Here is a 20,939-nt window from a genome sequence, read left to right as displayed (position 1 = left end):
GGGAGGTGGGATCACACCTCGGGAAGGGTCGGGTCCGGTGTCCAGGGTTCCGGGGCCGAGGCGGCCCAGCGTTCGTGGTCGCGCCATGCGCCGTCGATGTAGAGGTAGGCGGGCGACACGCCTTCGAAGCGGAAGCCCAGCCGCTTGACCAGGGCGCGCGAGGCCGTGTTCGACGGCTGGATGCTCGCCTCCAGCCGGTGGAGCCGGAGCTCGGTGAAGGCGTGGTGCATGACGGCGGCGACGCCTTCGGTCATGTAGCCGCGTCCGGCGGAGGGGGCGAAGCCGGCGTAGCCGAGGGAGGCGCCCTGGTACCGGCCGCGGATGATCGAGTTGATGTTGACGGTGCCCGCCAGTTCGCCGGTCTCGCGGACGCGGATCAGCAGACCCTTGTTGGTGCCGTCGTCGAAGCGGCGCATCCAGAGGCGGAACTCCTCGCCCGTCGCGGGGAGTCGCATCCACGGGCCGTGGAGCGGGGCGCTGGCCCTGACGAGGGCGCAGAACTCGTCCTGGTCGGCAAGGGTGAGTGGGTGCAGTTCGACCCGGGGCGTCGTCGTCATGCGCCCACGGTAGAGGCCGCGCGCGGCGGGTGGCACGGGTGGTCCGCAGCACCCGCGCACGAGGCGGGGCGTCCCGGCGGCCAGGACGTCCGGCGTACCGCGGGAACGCCGCCGGGGAAGGGGCGCGCGGCCCGGGTGGCCGCGTGAGCGCCCGGCGGGCCGGGTCGCTCCGCCCTCCGGCGACCGGCCGGACGTCGTACGACCGGATGCCTACGGCCCCGGCTCCCGTAGGCCTGGGGAGGGACGCCGGGACGGTCACGCAGGGGGACTACAGGGGCCTCCTCCCCCGCCTAACGTCATGATCACCGAGCTGGGAAGGCGGAGACATGACGGTTCATCACAGGACGGCCGTGCGGCGGGGCACGGGGACGGCGGCGACGGGCGGGGAGGGCGCGGGCGGGCCGGCGACGGGCGGGGAGCGGGCGGCCGGGAAGGCGTTCGCACCCGAGTACCAGGGGGCGCTGGGTGCCCTGTCGGTCAACTCCGCCCTGCCCGAGGTGGTCGAGCGGGGCCTCGCGGAACTGCGCGCGGCCGAGGAGTCGGGCGACCACCGGGAGGCGGCCCGCTGCGGGATAGCCGTCGCCGAGGCGTACCGCCGGCTGGGGCGGGTCGAGGACGCCGAGCGGATCTGGAAGGCCAGCTACCGCTCCGCCCGCGCGGCCGGCGACCTCGGCGGGATGGCCTGGGCCGCCTGGAGCGGCGGCACCCTCGCCCGCCAGCGCGGCGCGCTCCCTCTCGCCTACCGGCTGCTGCGTATCGCCGCCGACCTGGGCGAACGGGGCGACGACATCGTCGCCCGCGGCTACTCGCTCGCCGGGCTGGCGGAGACCGGCCGGATCCAGGGCGACTACGCGGCCGTGGGCCGGCTGCACGAACAGCTCCTCGACGAGGCACGCCGCCGCGGCGAGGCCCGGCACGCGGTGTGGGCGCTGGAGGGTATCGCGCAGATGCACCGCAACACCGGCTCCTACGACACGGCGCTGGCGCTGTTCGAGGAGGCCGCGGAGACCGCGCTGCGGGCGGACGACCGGCGGGGCCGGGCCTGGGCGCTGCGCGGCGTCGCGGACGTGCTCTCGGCCCGCGACGGCGATGTGGAGAAGGCGCTCGGCCTGCTGTCCGAGGCCGAGACCCTGTGCAGGGAGATCCGGCTGGCCGGTGCGCTCGCCTACAACCGCAAGATGCGCGGCAACGTGCTCTACCGGGCGGGGCGGTACGCGGAGGCCCGGGACGAGTACGCCGGCGCGCTCGCACGGTTCCAGGAGATGGGCGAGGCACGGGGGACGGCACTGGCCCGGCTGGGGCTGCTGAAGTCGCGGGCCCGGCTGGGCCGGGACTCCGCCGGAACGGCCGCGGAGCTGGCGGAGCTCCACCGTGAACTGCGGCGCATCGGACTGCTGCACGCGGACCGGGTGATCGCGCGGGCGGCCGCGGAACTGGGCGTCGAGGCGCCCCCCGGCGCAGACGCCGCGCCGCGGGCCGGGGCGGCGGGGGCGGCCCGGTGAGCCCGGCCCGATCCGTCGCCGCCGTCCGGGCCCCGGGCTCGCGCGCCTTCGGCGGCGCTGCCGGGCAGGACCTGGAGCGCTGCCGGGAGCTGGTCCGTCCCGCCCTGGCCCTGGCCCTCGGTGAACTCGACCCGTGGACCGCCCGGATGGCGGCGTACGCCGTCGGCTGGCGGGACGTGGGCGGCACGCCCGCGCCCGGCGCGTCGCCCGGCAAGGGGGTGCGCCAGACGCTCGCGGTGCTCGGCGCGGAGGCGGCCGGGGCCCCCGGGAAGGCGGGGGTGCCGGGGGCCGTCGCGGTCGAGCTCGTCCACGCGTTCTCCCTGCTGCACGACGATCTGATGGACGGGGACGAGACGCGCCGTGGGAGGCCGGCCCTCTGGGCCGCGTACGGGACGGGCCCGGCGGTCCTCACGGGGGACGCTCTGTTCGCGCTCGCGGTGCGGACGGTGGCGCTCACGCCGGACGGGGTGGCGCCCGCGGCGATGCGCCGGCTGTCGGTGGCGCTGAGCGGGCTCGTCCACGGGCAGGCGCGGGACCTGGCGGCGGAGGACCGGCCCTGGCACGGTGCGGGCGCGGTGGACACCGGGGAGTACGCGGTGACCGCGGAGCTCAAGACCGGTTCCCTGCTGGGGTGCGCGGTGGCGACGGGAGCGCTCCTCGGCGGTGCGGACGACGACACCGTGGATGCCCTCGACGCGATGGGCCGGCACGCCGGGGTGGCGTTCCAGCTCGTCGACGACGTCCTCGGCATCTGGGGCGACCCGGCCGAGACGGGGAAGCCGGTCCACGGCGATCTGCGGCGCCGGAAGAAGAGCTACCCGGTACTCGCCGCGCTCGCGGGCGGGGGCCGTGCGGCGCGTGAACTCCGCGGTCTGCTGGCGGAGTCGGGCCCGCCTTCGTCCGGTGCGAACGGCCGGAACGGCGGTGCGGCACGTTCTCGCGACGGCGGGGAGGAGGACCGCCGCGTGGCGCGTGTCGCAGCGCTGACGGAGGCGGCGGGAGGACGGGCGGCAGCCCTGGCCGAGGCCGCGCGCCGTCTCGGCGCCGCCCGCGCCTGTCTGCGCGCGGTGCCGCTCGCACCGGGGCCGGCACATGCCCTCGACCGTCTGCTCACCCGGCTGTACGGACGCACCTGCTGAACGGGTCGGGCGGTTCCGGGCCGGGGACGGCGGGCCCGGGCGGGACACGGAGGGCCGGGCCGAGGGCGGCGGTTCCGGGCCGGGGGCGGCGGGAGGACGGCGGACACGGAGGGACACGGCGGACGCGTCCCCGCGGGCCCCGGGCGGCACGATGGGCGCGGGGGCGGACACGGCTTCGCCGGACTCCGGCCGGGACGCGATGGGGCGGGACACGGGACCGCCGGACGCGGTCGGGCGTGACCGGGGCCGGGGCCCGGGGGGCGGTGGGCACGGTGGGGCGGGATACGGGCCCGGGGGCCGGCCGGACCCCGGGGCGCCGGGGCCGCCGGGCGGGGCGCCGTCAGGCCGGGTGGTGACGGCGGTGGACGCGGGCTTCCCACGCGCGCAGGGTGCGGCGGGGGCCGAGGGCCGGGGAGGCGGGCACGTTGGCGAGAAGGGTCTCGCTGTCCTCCCAGCCCTCGGGCAGGTCGACGGTGAGGTCGCTCGCGCCGAAGTTGGCGAGCACGAGCAGTTCGGTGCCGGATGCCGCGTGGTGGCGGGTGAAGGCGTAGAGCTGCTCGTGGGCGGGGTGGAGCATGCGGAAGTCGCCGTGGGTGACCGCCGGTTCCGTGTGGCGCAGGGCGATGAGCCGGCGGTAGTGGTGGAAGACGGAGCCGGGGTCGGCGCGCTGGGCCCCGGCGTTGACGGTGCGGTGGTCGGGGTTGACCGCGATCCACGGCGTGCCGGTGGTGAACCCGGCGTGCTCGGTGGCGTCCCACTGCATGGGGGTGCGGGCGTTGTCCCGGCCCCGGTCGCGCAGCCCGGCCAGGACTCGCTCCTCGTCGGCGCCGAGGGCGAGCTGCTCGGCGTGGTGGTTCAGGGACTCGATGTCGCGGAAGTCGCCGATCGCGGTGAAGGGGGCGTTGGCCATGCCGAGTTCCTCGCCCTGGTAGACGTAGGGCGTGCCGCGGTGGAGGTGGAGCACGGTGGCCAGGAGCTTGGCGGAGCGCTCGCGGTGCGCGGGGCTGTCGTCGCCGAAGCGGGACACGGCGCGGGGCTGGTCGTGGTTGTTCCAGTAGAGGCTGTTCCAGCCGGTGCCGGCGAGGCCGCTCTGCCAGCGTCCGAGGCTCGTCTTGAGGTCGGTCAGCCGCAGCGGGCGGACGTCGAACTTGCCGCCCGGTCCCTGGTCGAGGCCGACGTGCTCGAACTGGAACACCATGTCGACCTCGCGGCGGGCGGGGTCGGTGAAGAGCCGGGCCTCCTCGACGGTGACGCCGGGCATCTCGCCGACGGTCATCAGCCCGCCGGGACGGTCCGCGAACACCTCGCGGTGCATCTCGGCGAGGTACTCGTGGATGCGGGGGCCGCAGATGTAGTGGGGACCGCCGTCCCCGTGGCGGCTTCCTTCGCGGACGACGCCGTCGGGCAGGCCGGGGGCCTTGGAGAGGAGGTTGACGACATCCATGCGGAAGCCGTCGACACCGCGCTCCAGCCACCAGCGCATCATGGCGTGGACGGCCCGGCGGACGGCCGGGTTCTCCCAGTTGAGGTCGGGCTGCTTGCGGGAGAACAGGTGCAGGTAGTACTCGCCGCTCGGCTCGTCGTACGTCCAGGCGGGGCCGGAGAAGAAGGAGCCCCAGTTGTTGGGTTCCGCGCCGGGGGTGCCCGGCCGCGTTCCGTCGCGGGCCGGCCGCCAGATGTACCAGTCGCGCAGCGGGCCGGTGGCGCCGCCGTCGCGCGAGGCGGTGAACCAGGGGTGCTCGTCGGAGGTGTGGTTGACGACGAGGTCCATGACGAGCCTCATGCCGCGCCGGTGGACGGCGGCCAGGAGGCGGTCGAAGTCGGCGAGGGTGCCGAAGACCGGGTCGATGTCCTGGTAGTCGCTGATGTCGTAGCCGTTGTCGGCCTGCGGCGACGGCTGGACCGGGGAGAGCCAGAGCACGTCGGCGCCGAGTTCGGCGAGGTGGTCGAGGCGTGCGGTGATGCCCCTGAGATCCCCGATCCCGTCCGCGTCGGAGTCGGCGAAGCTGCGCGGGTAGATCTGGTAGACGACCGCGGTGCGCCACCAGTCGTCGGCGGGGGCGGGTCCGTTCACGGGCATCGCGCGGCCTCCTCGTCTGTCGTCATGGTGCCGGTCTCCCGTCGGGGCCGGCCGGTTCCGGCCTCGTGCCGCCGGGGGCGGGCTCGGCGACGCCGGTCGGCTGCCGCTCCCCCTGCGCGGGCCCCGCGGCCGGCGGGTTCCACCGTTCCCCGCGCCCATGATCCGGCTCCGGCGCCCCGCCGCGCGGCGTTTCGCCGCATCGGGGGTGCCGCGGTCCTGCTGCCCGGCCCGGGCCGGGGGCCGCGGCGGAAGCTGCCCGCAGGAGGGCGGTACCGGGAATCCGGGCCGCCCCGGGCACGTTGGACCCGGTGAGGTGTACGTCCGCCCGACCGGGAGTGAGCCCGGCCCCGGCGGCCGTCCGCCGCTCCGGCGGAGCGGCGGGGCCGCCGCCGTCAGCGAGGGGAGCCGTCCATGACCACGGCGAAGGACCTGTTCATCATCGCCATGGACACCAGGCAGGACCACGAGGTGGGGCAGGGCGACCTGTCGCTCGCGCTCGCGGGAGCCGAGCTGATCGATCTCGCGGGCGCGGGGGCCGTCACCCTGGACGGCGACCGCGTCGTCCCGGGCGGCGCGGCACCGGACGACCGTCTTCTCGGGGACGCGGCGGCACAGCTCACCCGGCGCGAGCCGTACGAGCGGGTCGAGGACTGGCTCTGGCGCCGGGGCCGCGACCTGGCGGCCGCCTACCAGGCCGCGCTGGAGGCGGACGGCGAACTGACCGGTGCGCGGCGCGGCCGGTCGCTGTTCGGCGCGCGGCGCGTGGAGCCGGCCGACACGCCGGCCCGCCGCCGTGCCGCGGGCCGCTGGGCGGAGGCGGACCCCGTGCTGCTCGCGCTCGCCGCCGCCGTGGGTATCGCCGGCGGGGACGTCGCGGGCGAGGCGGAGCCCGGGGACGACGTCGCGACGACCGTGGTCGCCGCCGTCCACGACGCGGTGATGGAGCTGGAGGCGGTGCGTCAGCGGCGGACCATCGAGAACGCCGCGTTCGCCAACGTCTGGCGCGGCCCGTGAGCCGGCGCGCTCTGCCCCGCTCCCCCGCCGCGTAGCCGGCCGGGGCGGTCGCGGTCGCGGCGGGCCGCCCTGACGGCGCTCAGGTGAGACGGAACACCGGTCCCCGCGCAGTGAACGGAAGCGACGATCCCGCCGGAAGCAGGTAGGCGTGCTCCGGTCGCACCCGCAGCACGTCGCACCAGCCGTCGGTGATGATCAGGACGGGGGCTGCGGGCGGGAAGTCGGCGGCACGCGCCAGGAGGTCGATCCCCGGCTGGAGGACGGTCCCGCCGCGACCGCGGACGCGGACCCTGCCCGCGATCTCGGCCGGGGGCAGGTACCCGGCGTCGTGGGCCGAGGCGTCGCAGAACACGACCCTGGCGGCGGGCACGTCGCGCGCCTCGGCGTAGGAGGCGATGGCTCCGAGGGCTTTGCCGAGGAGCCGTGTGTTCATGGATCCGGAGGTGTCGAGCACGACGCCGAAGGTGCAGCGCGGGGTCGCCTCCTGGGGGAAGTACCGTGCTGCGCGCGGGATGCCCGGGGTGGACGCCTGGCGGCGCGACGGCCGGGCGTAGGAGCGCAGCGGCTCCGGGCGGGGCACGTACTCGTCGAACCAGCGGGCGAGTCGCGCGTCCCACGGCACCGGGGGATGCGCGAGGGCGCGGATCTCCTCCACGAGCCCGGCGGGCAGCAGTCCGCGGCCCCCCGCGCCGTGGAGTTCGAATCCCTGAGCGAGCCCTCGGCGGTAGAAGTCGTCGAGGTCCGTGTACGGGCGGGAGGCGGCGTGCGGGAAGGGCTCGCCGATGATGTCCCCGGCGTCCCTGCCGCGCAGGGTGGTGAAGCGGCGGCGGCGCATGCCGGTGACGATGCGGTCGTACACCTCCTCCACCGAGAGGCCCGCCAGCTGCGGGTCGTGGAGGAGGCCCTCGGGCATGTGCCCCACGCGCATCTCGACGAGCCAGCCGTTGACGACGAAGTCGGCGGCGACGTTGAACAGCAGCGCGTCGCGCGGGCCGCGCCGTTCGCCGTGGCGCAGGGCGGCGTGCAGCATCTCGTGGGCCAGCACGAAACGCCACTCCTCGTCGGTGAACGCGCGCAGCGGATTGATGTAGATCTCGCCCGCGGTGGAGCTGACCGCGGCGATCGAGATGTCCTGGGCGCGGGCGAGTTCGGCGTCGGCGACGACGGTGAGCCCGGCGGCGAGGCCGCCGAGCAGCGGGTACGACGACACGAACCAGTTGAGCGCCGCGTCCCAGGGGCGCTGGGGCAGCCGTTCTCCCGTGGTGCGGTCGCGGCGGCCGCCCGCGACGTCCATGGAGGCGGAGACGCTCCGGGTGAGCGCGTGGGCGAACGCGGTCTCCCAGTCCGGCGGCACGCCGTCCTTCCACACGGGCCAGGGGACGAGGAGCTGGTCCGGGTGCCCGTCCGCGGCTCCGCAGTCCCGGCATCCGGGCGGAATGCCGTCGCGACGCCAGCGGGCCGCGAGTTCGTCCTCGTCGCCGCCGGGGTACGCCGCGGGCAGATGGTCGGGGGCACGGCCGACGGGGAAGGTCAGCAGGAAGCGGTTGACGACCGTGCAGCGTGCGGCGCGGGTGTACTCGTCGGGCTGCTCGCGCCCCCTGTCCCGGGCGGCGGGCACATGGCCGAAGCCGAGGTGGAGCAGGCAGTGCGCGATGCTCCAGGCCCAGGTCTCGGGCTCGGCGCGGCGGGTGGGGTGGACGTGCACGGTGCCGTCCGAGTCCACGGCGGCCAGGCCGCCCGCCGGGGTGCGGCCGCACTCCTTCTGACGGCAGATCTCCGCCTCGACGGCGGCCAGCGCGGGATTGCGCTTCACCAGCGCGACTCCGGCGGCGAACGCCTCGGCCGCCGGGTCGGGGGCGCCGCCCTTCCTGCCGCCGGAACGGCGTGCTCCGCTCACCGGCGGGCCTCCACCAGCCGCGGCATGTCGCGGGCGGCCTCCACGAGGAACCAGGCGGGCAGGACGGGCAGTCCGTCGGCGTCGTCGGCGATGACGGTCTGGGCGACCTCGACCGATATCTCGGCGAGCTGCACGAGGAGCGCCTTGGCCCGGTAGGCGGTCTGGCGCATCGACGGCGAGACGTGCTCCTTCTGCCGGGGGAGTTCCCGGACGAGCCGGCCGCGGAACGCGTCGGCCAGGTAGTAGAGCAGGTCGCGGTCCTCCAGGCGGTTGGGCCAGGAGGCGTCGCCCTTGAGGATCGCCTCGATGCCGAAGGTGTGGCGGACGATCTTGGCGTAGCCGCAGAAGGACACGGCGTGGGACGGGGTGAGGGTGCCGTGCACGACGACCCGCAGCGTGTCCTCGTCGATGTCGCGGCCGAATGAGTGCAGGGCGTCGGAGAGCATGTGCCAGGAGCGGGGGGTGGAGAACGGCTCCTCGGTCTTGGGCGGCTGCGACCAGAGGTGGTCGGGCCGGTCGGTGAGGTAGTCCGTCACCCAGGGGTGGATGCCGTTCTCCCCCGCCCACACCAGCCAGTCCGCCGCCGAGGCGCGCAGATGGACGTGGGTGAGGCGGTTGACGAGCGCGGAGGCGATGGGCCGCGCGAGGGCGTTGTCGGTGGCGCGGTTGCCGGCGCCGACGACGATGGAGCCCGCGGGCAGCTCGTAGGAGCCGATGCGGCGGTCCAGGATGAGCGAGTAGAACGCCTTCTGGACGTCGGGCGAGGCGGCGTTGAGCTCGTCGAGGAAGAGGCAGTACGGCTCGTCGCGGGCGATGGCCTCGGGCGGGCAGAAGACGGACCGCCCGTCGCGGATCTGGGGGACGCCGATCAGGTCCTCCGGCGCGAGCTGGGTGCCGAGGAGGCTGACGCACTCCAGGCCGAGCGACTGCGCGAAGTCCCGCACCAGCGACGACTTGCCGATCCCCGGCGCTCCCCACAGGAAGACGGGCCGCACGGTGGCGAGCCCCAGCAGCAGGTCGGGTACCTGGGCGGGAGAGACGGTGACGGCAGCCTGCACGCGGGGCGGTTCCTTTGCGGGAGGGGGTCGGGGAGGGACCCGGTCGGCGCCGTGAGCGGGCGGCAGCGGGCCCGCCCAGTGTGCGGGGACCGGGTCCGTGGACGCAGCTGGTTTTCCGGCGCCGGGGCGGGACGGGACGGGGCGTGCGCCGTCCCGGGGACCCCGCGCCCGCGCGCCGACGGCGCACGCCCCGCCCTGTGCAGTGATCCGGCCATTCGGCGAACGCCGCGGACCGGGTGCACGCCGTCTGCCTGCGATCGTTTCCGTGCCGGCGAACGATTCCGGTCGGTGCGCTTGCGAATGCGCCCCTTGTGCGCCTCTCAGCGCGTTCGTCCCCGGGGCGCAGGGGCACAGGATGGAAGGGGCCGCACTGGCGGGGGACGCCGTGCGGCGCATCGAAGGGGTGGGGATGATCGGAGTGACGGTGGTCTACGAGGCGCGCCTGCTGCGGGCCGCGTTGGCGGAGTTACTGGAGTCGGGCGGGGTGCGGGTCGTGGCGTCGCTGCCGCACTGGCCGCGCGAGGCGGCTCCCGCCGGGGCGGGGCCCGACGTGTACGTCGCGGACGCCGAGTGCCTGGCGTCCTGCGCGGTGTCGCGGACGGTGGCGGGCGGTTCGGCGCTGCTGGCGCTCGTGCCCGCCCAGCGGCCCGGTGTGCTGCGGCGGGCGCATGCCGCCGGTGCGACCGGGTTCGTGGACAAGAACGGTTCGAAGCGGCGGCTGCTGGAGGCCGTCCGGTGTGTGGCCGGGGGCGGGCAGTTCATCGACGACACGCTCGCGCTGGGGTTCCTGCAGGCGGCGGAGATGCCGCTGACCCGGCGCGAGCTCAGTGTCCTCTCGCTGGCCGCCGAGGGGGAACCGGTCGCCCAGATAGCCGCGGCGCTGCACCTCTCCCCCGGCACGGTGCGCAACTACATGGCGAGCGTCATACGCAAGGTCGGTGCGCGGAACAGGATCGACGCGGTCCGGATCGCCCGGGGAGCGGGGTGGACGTGAGCCGCTGATCAGGTGCGGGCGTCGTTCCAGTGCCCGACCAGATCGCGGTAGAGGGCGCACCGCGCGAGGAGCTCGGTGTGTGTGCCGAAGTGCGCCCGGGTTCCGTCGAGGACGAGGACGCGGTCCGCGCGCAGCGCCGACGACAGCCGGTGCGCGACGACGACCAGGGCGCCCGGCCGTTCGCGCAGGGCCCGTTCGGCGACGGCTTCGGCGGCGGGGTCGAGGTGGCAGGTGGCTTCGTCGAGCAGCAGCAGCCGTGCCGTGGAGAGATGGGCGCGCGCCACGCCGATCAGCTGCCGTTCACCGAGGGAGAGGGTCTGCGGGTCGAGCTCCCGGTCGAGCCCGCCGAGGCGGTCGGCGAGCGGGCCGATCCCGAGGGCGGCCACGGTCGCGTCGACGTCGGGGCGGGAGGCGTCGGGACGCAGATAGCGGAGGTTGTCGCGCAGGGTGCCCGTGAAGACGTAGGGCTCCTGGGGGACGAGGACGCGCAGGGCGGCACGGTGGTGCGGGTGACGGTCGGCCACGGGGCGGCCGAGGAGCCTGACCTCCCCCTGCCGGGGCGTCAGCAGACCGGCGGCGACGTGCAGGAGGGTCGACTTGCCGATGCCGCTGGGGCCGACCACCGCGAGGTGCAGGCCCTCCTCCACGGTCAGGTCGAGGTCGTCCAGGACCGCGGGGGCGGCGGGGTGCCAGGCGGCGCGGACGCCGAGCAGTTCCAGCGCCGGCGCCCGGCCGGCGCGGGTGGCGGGACCGTCGGGGGTGCCGGGGGTGGTGTGACCGGGGCGGGTTCCGAGGTCGTCGGGGGCCGGGCGGAGGGCGGCGCGCTGCGCGGGTGCGGGGGGTTGTCCGGGCAGGGGTTGGGTGAGGCGGTCGAGGATCACGAACAGGCGGGCTCCCGCCGTGCCGAGGACGGTCATCAGGGTGTGCACCGCCGGCAGCAGCGCCTGGAGCACGTAGGTGAACGCCCCCACCACCGCACCGGCGCCGACGCCCTCGCGCAGCAGCCACGGGGTCGCGGCCAGCAGGAGGAGCACCGGGGCCTGGCCCGCCGTCGCCACGCAGAGCGTGCGCACGGCCGCCCAGCGGGCCATGGCGCGCTGGGCGGCGGCCGCCTCCTCCACGGCGCGGCGGTTCGCCTCCGCGGTCTGCTCCTGTGCCCCGCAGGCCACGGTGTCGCGCAGGGCGGCGCGGGTGGCCTGGGCCCGGCGCCCGACGGCCTCGTCGGCGTCGAGGTACCGGTGCTGGGCTCGCGCCATGGGCAGGAGGGAGGCGGTGAAGAGCACGATCCCCAGGACCAGCGGCGGGAGGACGACGAGGAGGAACTGCGGGGCGAGGGCGACGAGGCCGGCCACCGCGCCCGCCGCCACGAAGACGAAGGACCGGGCGGCCAGCACCAGTCCGGCGAAGCTGTCGCGCGCGATCTCGGTCTGACTGGTCAGCCGGGACACCGCGGCGGGGTCCCCCGCCGGACCTCCGGTGGCGGCCCGGTGCAGCGCGTGTGCGACGGACCGGCGCACGAGAGCGTCCCGCAGCGGTTCGGTCAGGTGCGGGAGCTGGGCGAAGACGCCCCGGATGACGGGCCCGCCGAGGAGGACCGCGGCAGCGGCGCACACGAGCCAGAGCAGCCCGGCCGCGGTCTGTCCCCGCAGGAATCCGTCGTCCAGGGAGCGGGCGACGCAGTAGCCGCCGAGGAACGTCTGCACCGACTCGGCGGCCGACCACGCGCCGAGCCGGACGACGGCGCCCCGGCGGCGGGCGAGGAACCGGGTGGCCGAACGGGTGAGACGCCGGGTGGAGGGCGGATCACCCGCGACGGGCTGCCCGGCGGCGTCGGGCTGTGCGGATGCGTCGGGCTGCCCGGCGGCGTCGGAGGAGGCCCCGTCGGCGGCGGGGTGAACTTTCGCGTCGGGGGCGGCGTCGGTGGACTCCACGTCACCGGCGCCTGGTGCGTCGCCCTGGACGGCGGCCGTCGGCCGTGCCGCAGGGCGGTGTGTGGTCCGCGTGGTCCGTCTCACCGGTCCGCCCTCCGGCCGTCGCGCCCGGCGCCACGGCCGGATCCGGAGTCGCGTGGCGGCGGCGGCGCGGTCCCCGCCTGTCCGGACGGGGAACCGGCCGAGAACACGGCGCGGTAGCCGGGGTCCTGCCACAGCACCCCGTGGGGCGCGCAGCGGCGCACCCGGCCCGCCTCCAGCCAGACGACCAGGTCCGCACGGGCCGCGGTGGAGACCCGGTGGGCGACGATCAGCTTCGTGCAGGGGCGCAGCGAGGTGGCCAGGGCGTGCTCCACCTGGCGCGCGGTGACCGTGTCGAGGCTGGAGGTCGCGTCGTCCAGGACCATCAGACGCGGCGTACCGACGAACGCCCTTGCCAGGCCGAGGCGTTGGTACTCGCCGCCGGAGAGCGGCGCTTCGCCCAGGGGTGTGTCGTACCCGCGAGGCAGCAGGCGGACGAAGGTGTCGGCGCTCGCGGCGCGTGCCGCGGCGCGGACCGCGCCGGGCGGGACGGGGCCCGCCGGCGGTCCGGCACCGGCGGCGATGGCGGAGCCGACCGTGGGGAACGCCTCCTCGAAGACGGGCCTCGCGAAGGCCTGGGCGGTGGCCCGGCGCAGTTCGGCGCGGGTCAGGTCGGCGACGTCGACTCCGTCCAGCAGGACGCGCCCCGTGTCGCAGTCCATGAGACGGCCCGCGACGGCGGCCAGGGTGGACTTCCCGGAGCCGGAGTGGCCGACGACGGCGGCGGTCGTCCCGCCCCGGACGGTGACGGTGACGTCCGCGAGCAGGGTGAGGCCGTCGCGGACCACGCCGACGCCGCGCAGTTCCAGATCGCCGCGCCCGGCGGCGGGCAGCACCGCGGTGCCGTGGGGCATCGGCGGGAGGTCGGCGAGTTCCGCGGTACGGGCTGCCGCGCGGCGGGCGCGGATCAGGGCTCCGAGCGGCGCCGCGATCCCGCCGATGCCCGCGGCGAGCGCGGCGTAGCGGGAGAGGGCCAGCAGTTCGCCGACGCTGACCTGCCCGGCCGCGAGTCTGGTGCCCGCCACCGCCACCACCGCGGTGGTGAGCAGCGGCAGGAGGACCGCGCTGCGGGCCACGGCCCTGCCGTGGACGAGCCACATGCGGGTGCCGTGCCGCGTCATGTCGGTGAGGGGGGCGAGGATGCGCTCCTGCTCGCGGTGGGCCGTGGCGGCGGCGGCGATGGTCTGCGCCCCGCCCATGGCCTCGGTGAGCCGGGCGGCGACGGTGCCCTGCGCCTGTTGGTAGCGGCCGACGGCGTCGGAGGAGTCCTGGGCGAACGCGCGCAGCAGCAGGACGAGCAGCGGGAGGCCGAGAGCGAAGACGGCGGCGGTCCAGGGGTCGACGAGGACGAGTGCGACGAGCGCGCCGACCGGTGCGATGGCGCAGGTCGCCATCTGTACGAGGGCCGCCGGGGCGGCTCCGCCGTCGGTGGCGTTGACGCACAGCCGGGCCGCGGTGTCACCGCTGGAGTGCGGGGCGGCACGGTCGACGCCGGTGCGGAGCACGCCGGTCAGGGCGCGCAGGCGGATCCATGCGGTGGCGCGCGCTCCCGTCAGCTGGGTCAGCAGCACGGCGGCGGTCTCCAGCAGGACCTCTGCGGCGATCAGCGCCGCTGCCAGCAGGAGCCAGGTCCCGGCGTCCGGGTGCCCGCGCAGGAGCAGGTCGAGTGCCCGGCCGGCGACGGCGGGGACGGCGAGTGTGCCGGCCGCACCGGCGATCTGGCAGAGCAGCAGCGGCACGGTGAGGACGGCGGTGTGCCGTGCCGCGCCGCGCAGCAGACGCCCGGAACCGGTCGGCGACGCCATCCGCTGCCCCTTCCGCCGGAAGGTCCGGCCGTGTCTGCGCCCGGTCCCCGGCGGCCGCCGGTGCCCCCGGAGTCGCGCTCCGGGGGCACCGGGGGCCGTGCGCCCGGCGGCTCGGCGGCCGCCGGGCAGGACCGGGAACGGTCAGTTACAGGTGGTCACACTGAGGCTGCTGTCACCGCAGAGGAGCAGGCTGGCGCGGCTGCCGGTCTCGACGTCGCCGATGGCCTCGTCCTTGGGGGTCTCCAGCGACTGCAGGTCGAACAGGTTCATGATCGTTTCCTCTCGTACAGCGTTGTCGGTGCGGTGGACGACCCCGTGGACGGGGCCGGTTCTTGGGGCCGCGGGAGCGGCGGGAGGAACGGCAGGTGGGCGGAGCGCTCGCCCAGCGCGGCCGCGAGTGCCAGCAGGACGCCGGCGGTGCCGGTGGCGAGGTCCATGGAGAGCCGCATCATCTGCTCGCCCGGGAAGGCGAGATGGCCCTGGTAGGACATCGCGTGCCAGGTGAGGCAGTCGACCTGACGGCGCACGTCCCGGGCGGTGGTGCCCGGCCCGCCGGCGTCGGTGCGGGCGAGGTGGAGCACCATCCCGGCGGTGCCGCGGAAGAGGGCCGGCTGGGCGTAGAAGGTGGCCTGGGCGGCCCGCAGGATCTCGCGGCGGGCCGTGTCGAGGGCGTCGTCGCGCCGGTGGAGCAGGTAGTCGTCGGCGACCATGCCGATGCCGACGCTGCCGGCGCCCAGGTAGGGCATCGTGCGCCAGCCCTCGTCCACCTGGAGGGTGCCGGAGACTCCCCGCACGCAGCGTGTGAGGTCGTCGTGGAGGGCTTCACCCGCCAGGTCGAGGAGCGCCGCGTCGCGCTCCCGCTCATGGAGGCGGAGGAACAGGAGCGCGCGACCCGCCGCGCCGTGCAGCAGTCCGGTCCGCTTCCGCCCCGGCGCAGCGCCCGGCGGGGCCGCGGACGGCCGGGCGGTGAGTTCCGCGCACCGGGAGGCCGCGTCCCGCAGGGCGCTCTCGCCGGTGGCGGCCGCCAGGCCGTCCAGCGCGAGTCCGATGCCCGCCGTGCCGCCGTGGAGATCGGGGGCGAGCGCGTCGAGGTCCTGCGAGAGGAGCATCTCGGCGAGGCGGAGCGCGGGTTCGGTGTGCCCGAGTCGCTGGAGGGTCCAGGCGACGCCGGCGATGCCGTCGTAGAAGCCGAGGGGTGTGCCGGAACCGGGGTCCCGGGAGCGGCGCAGCAGCCGCTCCTCCGCCGCCGGGCACGGCGCCGCCCCGCTCTCGCGCAGGGCGTACAGGATGCCCGCGGTCCCGTATCCGACGGACATGCCGCCGCCGGCGGTGGCGAACTGGGCGATGTCGCCGGGGAAGAAGCGGTCCTCGCGTTCCGGCGTCGCCGAGGCGAGGATCGCCCGCACCATCGAGTCCCCGCTGCGCGGCCAGTCCCCCGGTTCCACGGGCGGGAAGCGGACGGAGTCGCCGCGGTCCCCGGCGGATGCGGGGGCCGCGCCGGCGGAAGGAGCGGCGACGGGAGCAGCGGCGGCGGGATCGCGCTCGATCTCCCTGACGGCCTCGTCCAGGAAGGCGGGCGGGACCGGGAAGCGGGCGGCCGCGACCCGGGCCAGGTGGGCGGCTTTCGCCCGGTCCACCGCGAACAGGCTGGTGAGCGGGATGAACAGGGCGATCCGCAGGCACGCCAGGGCGTACAGGTCCACGTCGGGGCCGCGCCGGCCCGCGGGTGCGACGAACGCCGGGTTGGCCACCGTCTGACGGCCGCGCTGCGCGGCGGGCTGGGCCGCCTCGAAGTCCAGGAGCACGACGGAGGACTCGTCCTCGGAGACCATGATGTTGAAGAGGTGGAGGTCGTTGAAGACGATGCCGCGCGCGTGCACCTCGGCCACTGCCCGGGCGACCAGGCCGTGGATGCGCAGGGCCCAGTCGGTGTACTCGGCCAGGGCCCCGGCGGACGGATCGGCCTCCATCAGCGGGTGCCTGCGGGCGAAGAAGGTGTTGAGCGGCCTGCCCTCGACGAATTCCAGCACGAGGAAGTGGTGGTCGCCCACGGTGAAGTCGTCGAGGACCTCCGGGGTGCAGGCGAGGCCCGACAGCGCCTGGAGCGCGTCGCGTTCGCGGTGCAGGCGGGTGACGGCGTCGGCGCCGTCGGCCGCGAGTCCGGCCCACGGGCGCGCTTCCTTGAGGACGACGCGCCGGCCGGTCTGCCGGTGCTTCGCCTCGTAGACGCCGCCGCCGTTCGAGAAGTGCAGGGCCCTGACGACCTCGTAGGGCATGTCCCGCACGGTGACGGCGGACCGGGCCTCGAGGTGCGGGCGCAGGAACGGCGGCAGGGTCACCCAGTCGGGCACGTGGAAGACGGGGTCGCGACGGTCGGGTACGAGGGTGCCGGAGGCGTCCTCCAGGGCCGGCCGCAGCTCACCCTGCTCGTCGTAGCAGTGCCGGCGGGTGAAGCTGCCGTAGCGCAGGTGCACGGGACCGGCGCCCCAGCGCAGGTCGCTGAGGATGCCGGGGCCCGGTTCGCCTTCGAGCAGGTCCGCCAGGGCGGTGGCGAGGCGCTCGCACTCGTCGTCCCCGGCGGGGTAGACCGTGATGAACTTGCCGCTGCCCGAGCGGTCCGCGTACTTGGCGTTGCGCTGGTGCAGCAGATAGCGGCTCGGCACGAACTTGAAGGCCACCTCGTGCCTGAGGCAGTGGTCGCGGACGGCGTCGAGGACCCGCTCGGCGTTGTCGAGCGTCGCCGAGACGTGGATCTTCCAGCCCTGCGCGGGGAGCGGTCGGTCCTTCGGGCGCAGGGCGAGCCAGTCGCCGGTGCGCCGGCTGGTCCATCCTTCGGGGACGGGAAGGGCGGCGGCCCGGTAGAGGGCGGCGTCCCCGGTGCCGGCGAGTGCCAGGCGGTGCGGTGCGTCGTAGAAGTGACGGTCTGCGTCGCAGAAGACCGCGTACCCCGTGTTCACAACGCACTCCCTCGGTCGGTGACGGAGATGACGTTGTCACGGCGTCCGAGGGCTCCGACAGTCACCGCTGTCACGATCCGTTCATGCGCTACGCACAGGTAACCGCGGCTCCGAACGTCACGCGGGCACGCTATAGTCAAAAAACTGAATACTCTTTTCCATGACCACATCGGGGAGCGGGTGACCATGGGCGAGACGTCCGGGCCGTATCTGCGGTACGTCGCTCTGGGGGACAGCCAGACCGAGGGGCTCGGCGACGGGGACGACGACACCGGACTGCGGGGCTGGGCGGACCGGCTCGCCGAGCGGCTCGCGGAGCAGGACGCGGGGGTGCGGTACGCGAATCTGGCGGTGCGCGGACGGCTCGCCGGGCAGGTCCGGGCGGAGCAGCTGGGGCCCGCGCTCGCCCTGCGGCCCGACCTGGCCACGGTCGTCGCCGGTGTGAACGACATGCTGCGCCCCTCGTTCGACGCCGACGTGGTCGCGGGGCACCTGGAGGCGATGTTCGCGGCGCTGACCGCCTCCGGTGCGCGGGTCGCCACCCTCACGTTCCCCGACCTGGCGGCGGTCGTGCCGCTGGCCCGGCCGGTCCGTTCGCGGGTGCGCGCGCTGAACCGCGGCATCCGCGAGGCGGCCGGGCGCCACGGCGTGGCAGTGGCCGACACCTACGGCCACGCCGTGGTCACGGATGCCCGCCTGTGGAGCGCGGACCGGCTGCACGCCGCGCCGATCGGTCACGCACGGATCGCCGCGTCGGTCGGCCATGCCCTCGGGCTGCCGGGTGCCGACGACTCCTGGACCCACCCGCTGCTGCCACCGCTTCCGGCAGGCTCCCGGGGCGGCCGCCACACGACGACGACGGCGGCTGAACTGCGCTGGGCGGCCACGTTTCTGGGCCCCTGGCTCCGCAGGCGTCTGCGCGGCGGTTCGTCCGGCGACGGGCGCACCGCGAAGCGCCCGGAGCTGACCCCGGTCCTCGGCGCCGCGCCCGGGGGCCCCGTCCCGCAGGGCCACCCCCGAGAACGCTGAAGCGACCGCTCCGGGACCGGCCGGTTCCGGGCCGGTGCGGGTGCCGAGAGCGCCGGCCGGTGACACGGCCGCCCGCCGTGTGCCGCGGCTCGCCCCCTCCGTGCGCCCGCGCCGGCCCCGGTGACCGGTGCGGGCGCGAGGCCGCGGCGGAGCCCCGGCCCCGTACCCTGGGCGCATGCGCATGCGCCCCACGCTGAGCTGGACCCCCGCCCAGGACCTGATGCCCGGGACCACCGACCTCGGGCCGGTCGTCGAGGCGCTGCGGGGCGGCCGGGTACTGGTGCTGAGCGGGGCGGGCCTCTCCACGGAGTCGGGCATTCCCGACTACCGGGGCGAGGGCGGCAGCCTGAGCCGGCACACGCCGATGACCTACCAGGACTTCACCGCCGGTGCGCAGGCGCGGCGGCGGTACTGGGCGCGCAGCCATCTCGGCTGGCGGACCTTCGGGCGGGCCCGCCCCAACGCGGGACACCGGGCGGTCGCCGCGTTCGGGCGGCACGGGCTGCTGTCGGGGGTGATCACGCAGAACGTCGACGGGCTGCACCAGGCGGCCGGCAGCGAGGGGGTCGTGGAGCTCCACGGCGCGCTGGGGCGGGTGACCTGTCTGTCCTGCGGCACGTCCAGTGCGCGCGGGGACCTCGCGGTGCGGCTGGAGGAGGCCAACACGGGCTGGGCACCGGTGGCCGCCGCCCTGAACCCGGACGGTGACGCCGACCTCTCCGACGAGCAGGTCGCGGACTTCCGCGTGGTGGACTGCCTGCACTGCGGCGGCGTCCTCAAGCCGGATGTGGTCTTCTTCGGCGAGAACGTCCCGCCCGGCCGGGTGGAGCACTGCGGGCGGCTGGTGGCCGAGGCGGCGTCGGTGCTGGTCCTGGGTTCCTCGCTGACCGTGATGTCGGGGCTTCGGTTCGTGCGGCAGGCGGCCCGGGCAGGCATCCCTGTGCTGATCGTCAACCGGGACGTGACCAGGGGCGACGCCCATGCCGTCACCCGGGTCTCGCTCCCGCTGGGAGCGGCCCTCGGTACCGTGGCGGACCGGCTGGGCATCCCCCTCGGCGACGGGCCGCAGGCCTGAGGCGTCCCCGCACGCCGACCGCGCACCGTGCGCCGCGGGGACCCGCCCCGACGCGCCCGGCCGCCCGGCCTCCCCGGTCCGCCGGTCGGCGGTGGGACCGGGGGCCCGCGGCGGGCTGCGGACCCCGGAGGCGGCGGCCGCACCGTGCCGTCGGACCCGAGCACCGGCCGTCCGGCCCGGGCGGCACCGGGCCGGAGCCGTGCGGTCCGGGCGGCACCGGTCCGGTCCTCAGGTGACGGTGACGCGCAGGACGTAGCGTCTGCCCGCGCTGATGGCCTCGGCCTGTTCGACGAGGTCGGTGTCGGTGAACGCCAGCGCCGACCGCTCCGCCGCCCTCCGGAGCAGCGGGACTATCTCGTCGGCGGACCGTCCTCGGTGGCTGTCCGCGAGCTCGGCGAAGGCCCGCTGGTAGGGCATCGCGTGGGCGCTGGTGCTGTCGGCGAGGAGCCGGTCGAGGTGCCCGCTGCCCACGGTGATGCTGCCCATGACGTCTCCCGTCGCGCCGGGGCGCGGCCTCTCCGCACCCTCGCTCCCGACGGTACGAGCCGCCTCTGACACTCCCCCGCCCGCCGGCGAGCGGGCGGCGCCAAGTCGCGCGCGGGCGGGCAGGGATGATCTGTGCGGCGGAAGAGGGCCCGAGTGCCGTAGAGTCCGGGGCGGACACGCGGCCCGCCGAACTTCACGCGGGCGGCCACGGGTTCCGCGGGCGACGGACTCCGTCCCGAGCCCATCCATCACATGCCGGGACGGACCCGCTCGCCGAGCCGGTCCGCGCCCGCCCTGTGCCCTCGTCGTCGCGCAGGGCCTCCCGGGCGGCGCAACTCCCTCTCACCCCACGGAGAACCACCATGCAGCACCCCGGCCCCGCCGACGATCCGGCGGCAGCCCCGTCCTGGCAGAACCTGTTCCTCGAACCGGCGTTCGCGCCCGGTACGGCCGAGTACGACGGCGGCGCCCACACGGATCCGGTGGACCCGCCCGGCACGGCCGAGCCCGCCTGATCCGACGGCGGCGGGGCCGGGAGGCGCGGGGACTTCCGCGCCCGGGCGGCGTTCCCGCGGGGGCGGTACGTCCGGTGCGGCAGCGCTTCCGCGTCGGACGGGACGTCGGACGGGACGACAGTGCGGGCGCCGTCACGGCGGCTCCGCGGCGGCGCCGGCGGGCTGCCGGAGCGCCAGCACGACATGGACGGTCTTGCCGCCCAGCCGCGGCACCACGGTGATGGCGCCGCCCAGGCCGCGGACGATCTCCAGCCCGAAGCCGCCGCGTTCACCCCCGGTGCCGTGCCGGTGCAGGTCGGGCATCGCCTCGCTGTCGTCGCTGACGGCGATGTCCAGGAGACCGGCGCGGAGGGTGAGGGTCAGCACGCAGGGGCCCTCGGTGTGACGGACGGTGTTGGTCACCAGTTCCGACACGACCGTCACGGCGTCGGCGGCGCTCGCCCCCGCCGCACCCTGTGCGGAGGGCGCGGTGCCGGGAGCGGTCGTCCCGGTTTCGGTGGACGTGTCGGACGCGGTGGACGCGGTGGAAGCGGTGGACGCGGCCAGCCATCGGGCCGTGATGTGGCGGGCGACGGCCGCGCTGTGCAGGCCGCGCGGCAGGTCGACGGCGTGCCTGACGGGGTTCGGTTCGGTCCCGGTGCGGGTGTCTGTGACGGTCATGACGGCTCCCCGAGCACAACTCTTCTGCAAGGACTTCGCCCCCGAGGGCCCCTGCGGATGTGCGATCCGGCGCCGGATGTCCACGGAGCCTCCAGACCTGTGCGCCGCGGCGCCCCCGGGGTGCGGGGCATCGGAGCCGGCCGGCGATGAGTCCCGGCC

The 20,939-nt window shown here is 76.0% G+C and carries 17 protein-coding genes; 7 read left to right on the top strand and 10 right to left on the bottom strand.

Annotated elements, in window-relative coordinates; genetic code table 11:
* Positions 1–11: 11 nt before the first annotated feature.
* Positions 12–557 (bottom strand): GNAT family N-acetyltransferase, encoded by a 546-nt coding sequence (locus IAG43_RS32405; protein WP_187744186.1) that lies wholly within the window; start codon positions 555–557, stop codon positions 12–14.
* Positions 558–883: 326 nt separating this feature from the next.
* Between IAG43_RS32405 and IAG43_RS32400 the strand changes: the two genes are divergently transcribed.
* Together IAG43_RS32400 and IAG43_RS32395 are read left to right on the top strand one after the other, a co-directional pair.
* Positions 884–2,059, top strand: a complete 1,176-nt coding sequence (locus IAG43_RS32400) for a tetratricopeptide repeat protein (protein ID WP_187744185.1) — start codon at positions 884–886, stop codon at positions 2,057–2,059.
* A complete protein-coding gene (locus IAG43_RS32395; RefSeq protein WP_425508634.1) occupies positions 2,056–3,198 on the top strand; it encodes a polyprenyl synthetase family protein in 1,143 nt (380 codons plus the stop codon). The genes IAG43_RS32400 and IAG43_RS32395 overlap by 4 nt, the downstream gene beginning before the upstream one ends.
* 340 nt (positions 3,199–3,538) lie before the next feature.
* Here IAG43_RS32395 and IAG43_RS32390 read toward each other — a convergent pair whose 3' ends face one another.
* Positions 3,539–5,278 carry an alpha-glucosidase gene (locus tag IAG43_RS32390; protein WP_187744184.1) on the bottom strand — a complete coding sequence of 580 codons (1,740 nt, stop codon included), beginning with the start codon at positions 5,276–5,278 and terminating at the stop codon, positions 3,539–3,541.
* A gap of 411 nt (positions 5,279–5,689) precedes the next feature.
* On the opposite strand from IAG43_RS32390, the gene IAG43_RS32385 reads away from it, so the two are divergent.
* Positions 5,690–6,292, top strand: a complete 603-nt coding sequence (locus tag IAG43_RS32385; protein ID WP_187744183.1) for a GPP34 family phosphoprotein — start codon at positions 5,690–5,692, stop codon at positions 6,290–6,292.
* Positions 6,293–6,371: 79 nt separating this feature from the next.
* Here IAG43_RS32385 and IAG43_RS32380 read toward each other — a convergent pair whose 3' ends face one another.
* Both IAG43_RS32380 and IAG43_RS32375 read right to left on the bottom strand, forming a co-directional pair.
* Positions 6,372–8,189, bottom strand: a complete 1,818-nt coding sequence (locus IAG43_RS32380; protein ID WP_187744182.1) for a vWA domain-containing protein — start codon at positions 8,187–8,189, stop codon at positions 6,372–6,374.
* On the bottom strand, positions 8,186–9,247 hold the full coding sequence (locus IAG43_RS32375) for an ATP-binding protein (RefSeq protein WP_187744181.1): 1,062 nt from the start codon (positions 9,245–9,247) through the stop codon (positions 8,186–8,188). Before IAG43_RS32375 ends, IAG43_RS32380 begins: the two co-directional genes overlap by 4 nt.
* Positions 9,248–9,602: 355 nt before the next feature.
* On the opposite strand from IAG43_RS32375, the gene IAG43_RS32370 reads away from it, so the two are divergent.
* On the top strand, positions 9,603–10,241 hold the full coding sequence (locus IAG43_RS32370; RefSeq protein WP_281403993.1) for a response regulator transcription factor: 639 nt from the start codon (positions 9,603–9,605) through the stop codon (positions 10,239–10,241).
* Between the two features lie 8 nt (positions 10,242–10,249).
* On the opposite strand, the gene IAG43_RS32365 is transcribed toward IAG43_RS32370, so the two are convergent.
* The 4 genes from IAG43_RS32365 to lanKC all read right to left on the bottom strand — a co-directional run bounded on the left by IAG43_RS32365 (position 10,250) and on the right by lanKC (position 17,015).
* Positions 10,250–12,172, bottom strand: coding sequence for an ATP-binding cassette domain-containing protein (locus tag IAG43_RS32365; RefSeq protein ID WP_223006013.1), 1,923 nt, complete (start codon positions 12,170–12,172; stop codon positions 10,250–10,252).
* Between the two features lie 80 nt (positions 12,173–12,252).
* Complete coding sequence (locus IAG43_RS32360; RefSeq protein ID WP_187744180.1) at positions 12,253–14,058, bottom strand: ABC transporter transmembrane domain-containing protein; 1,806 nt, start codon at positions 14,056–14,058, stop codon at positions 12,253–12,255.
* 141 nt (positions 14,059–14,199) lie between these two features.
* Entirely contained in the window at positions 14,200–14,328 is a 129-nt protein-coding gene (gene ramS, locus IAG43_RS32355; RefSeq protein WP_015037662.1) for a mycelium formation morphogenetic lantipeptide SapB, read from the bottom strand.
* On the bottom strand, positions 14,325–17,015 hold the full coding sequence (gene lanKC / locus IAG43_RS32350; protein ID WP_187744179.1) for a class III lanthionine synthetase LanKC: 2,691 nt from the start codon (positions 17,013–17,015) through the stop codon (positions 14,325–14,327). Before lanKC ends, ramS begins: the two co-directional genes overlap by 4 nt.
* A 186-nt stretch (positions 17,016–17,201) precedes the next feature.
* Here lanKC and IAG43_RS32345 point away from each other — a divergent pair, with 186 nt between their 5' ends.
* Entirely contained in the window at positions 17,202–18,044 is an 843-nt protein-coding gene (locus tag IAG43_RS32345) for an SGNH/GDSL hydrolase family protein (protein ID WP_187744178.1), read from the top strand.
* A gap of 175 nt (positions 18,045–18,219) precedes the next feature.
* Entirely contained in the window at positions 18,220–19,119 is a 900-nt protein-coding gene (locus IAG43_RS32340) for an NAD-dependent protein deacetylase (protein WP_187744177.1), read from the top strand.
* 228 nt (positions 19,120–19,347) lie between these two features.
* Here the strand turns inward: IAG43_RS32340 and IAG43_RS32335 are convergent, their stop codons facing one another.
* Positions 19,348–19,605, bottom strand: coding sequence for a hypothetical protein (locus tag IAG43_RS32335; RefSeq protein WP_187744176.1), 258 nt, complete (start codon positions 19,603–19,605; stop codon positions 19,348–19,350).
* A 362-nt stretch (positions 19,606–19,967) separates the two neighbouring features.
* Here IAG43_RS32335 and IAG43_RS32330 point away from each other — a divergent pair, with 362 nt between their 5' ends.
* Positions 19,968–20,120 carry a hypothetical protein gene (locus IAG43_RS32330; protein ID WP_187744175.1) on the top strand — a complete coding sequence of 51 codons (153 nt, stop codon included), beginning with the start codon at positions 19,968–19,970 and terminating at the stop codon, positions 20,118–20,120.
* Between the two features lie 132 nt (positions 20,121–20,252).
* Here the strand turns inward: IAG43_RS32330 and IAG43_RS32325 are convergent, their stop codons facing one another.
* Positions 20,253–20,780 (bottom strand): ATP-binding protein, encoded by a 528-nt coding sequence (locus tag IAG43_RS32325; RefSeq protein ID WP_187744174.1) that lies wholly within the window; start codon positions 20,778–20,780, stop codon positions 20,253–20,255.
* Positions 20,781–20,939: the final 159 nt, after the last annotated feature.

The organism is Streptomyces genisteinicus (assembly GCF_014489615.1).
In the GTDB taxonomy this organism is placed as follows: domain Bacteria; phylum Actinomycetota; class Actinomycetes; order Streptomycetales; family Streptomycetaceae; genus Streptomyces; species Streptomyces genisteinicus.
Note: the sequence above shows the minus strand (reverse complement) of the source record. Positions and strands in the feature narration are given on the sequence as shown.

Bases quoted from the DNA above. Each gene is read 5' to 3' on its own strand.
- IAG43_RS32405 (WP_187744186.1), bottom strand. From the start codon at position 557: ATGACGACGACGCCCCGGGTCGAACTGCACCCACTCACCCTTGCCGAC.
- IAG43_RS32400 (WP_187744185.1), top strand. From the start codon at position 884: ATGACGGTTCATCACAGGACGGCCGTGCGGCGGGGCACGGGGACGGCG.
- IAG43_RS32390 (WP_187744184.1), bottom strand. From the start codon at position 5,278: ATGCCCGTGAACGGACCCGCCCCCGCCGACGACTGGTGGCGCACCGCG.
- IAG43_RS32385 (WP_187744183.1), top strand. From the start codon at position 5,690: ATGACCACGGCGAAGGACCTGTTCATCATCGCCATGGACACCAGGCAG.
- IAG43_RS32370 (WP_281403993.1), top strand. From the start codon at position 9,603: ATGGAAGGGGCCGCACTGGCGGGGGACGCCGTGCGGCGCATCGAAGGG.
- IAG43_RS32360 (WP_187744180.1), bottom strand. From the start codon at position 14,058: ATGGCGTCGCCGACCGGTTCCGGGCGTCTGCTGCGCGGCGCGGCACGG.
- ramS (WP_015037662.1), bottom strand. From the start codon at position 14,328: ATGAACCTGTTCGACCTGCAGTCGCTGGAGACCCCCAAGGACGAGGCC.
- IAG43_RS32345 (WP_187744178.1), top strand. From the start codon at position 17,202: ATGGGCGAGACGTCCGGGCCGTATCTGCGGTACGTCGCTCTGGGGGAC.
- IAG43_RS32340 (WP_187744177.1), top strand. From the start codon at position 18,220: ATGCGCATGCGCCCCACGCTGAGCTGGACCCCCGCCCAGGACCTGATG.
- IAG43_RS32335 (WP_187744176.1), bottom strand. From the start codon at position 19,605: ATGGGCAGCATCACCGTGGGCAGCGGGCACCTCGACCGGCTCCTCGCC.
- IAG43_RS32330 (WP_187744175.1), top strand. From the start codon at position 19,968: ATGCAGCACCCCGGCCCCGCCGACGATCCGGCGGCAGCCCCGTCCTGG.
- IAG43_RS32325 (WP_187744174.1), bottom strand. From the start codon at position 20,780: ATGACCGTCACAGACACCCGCACCGGGACCGAACCGAACCCCGTCAGG.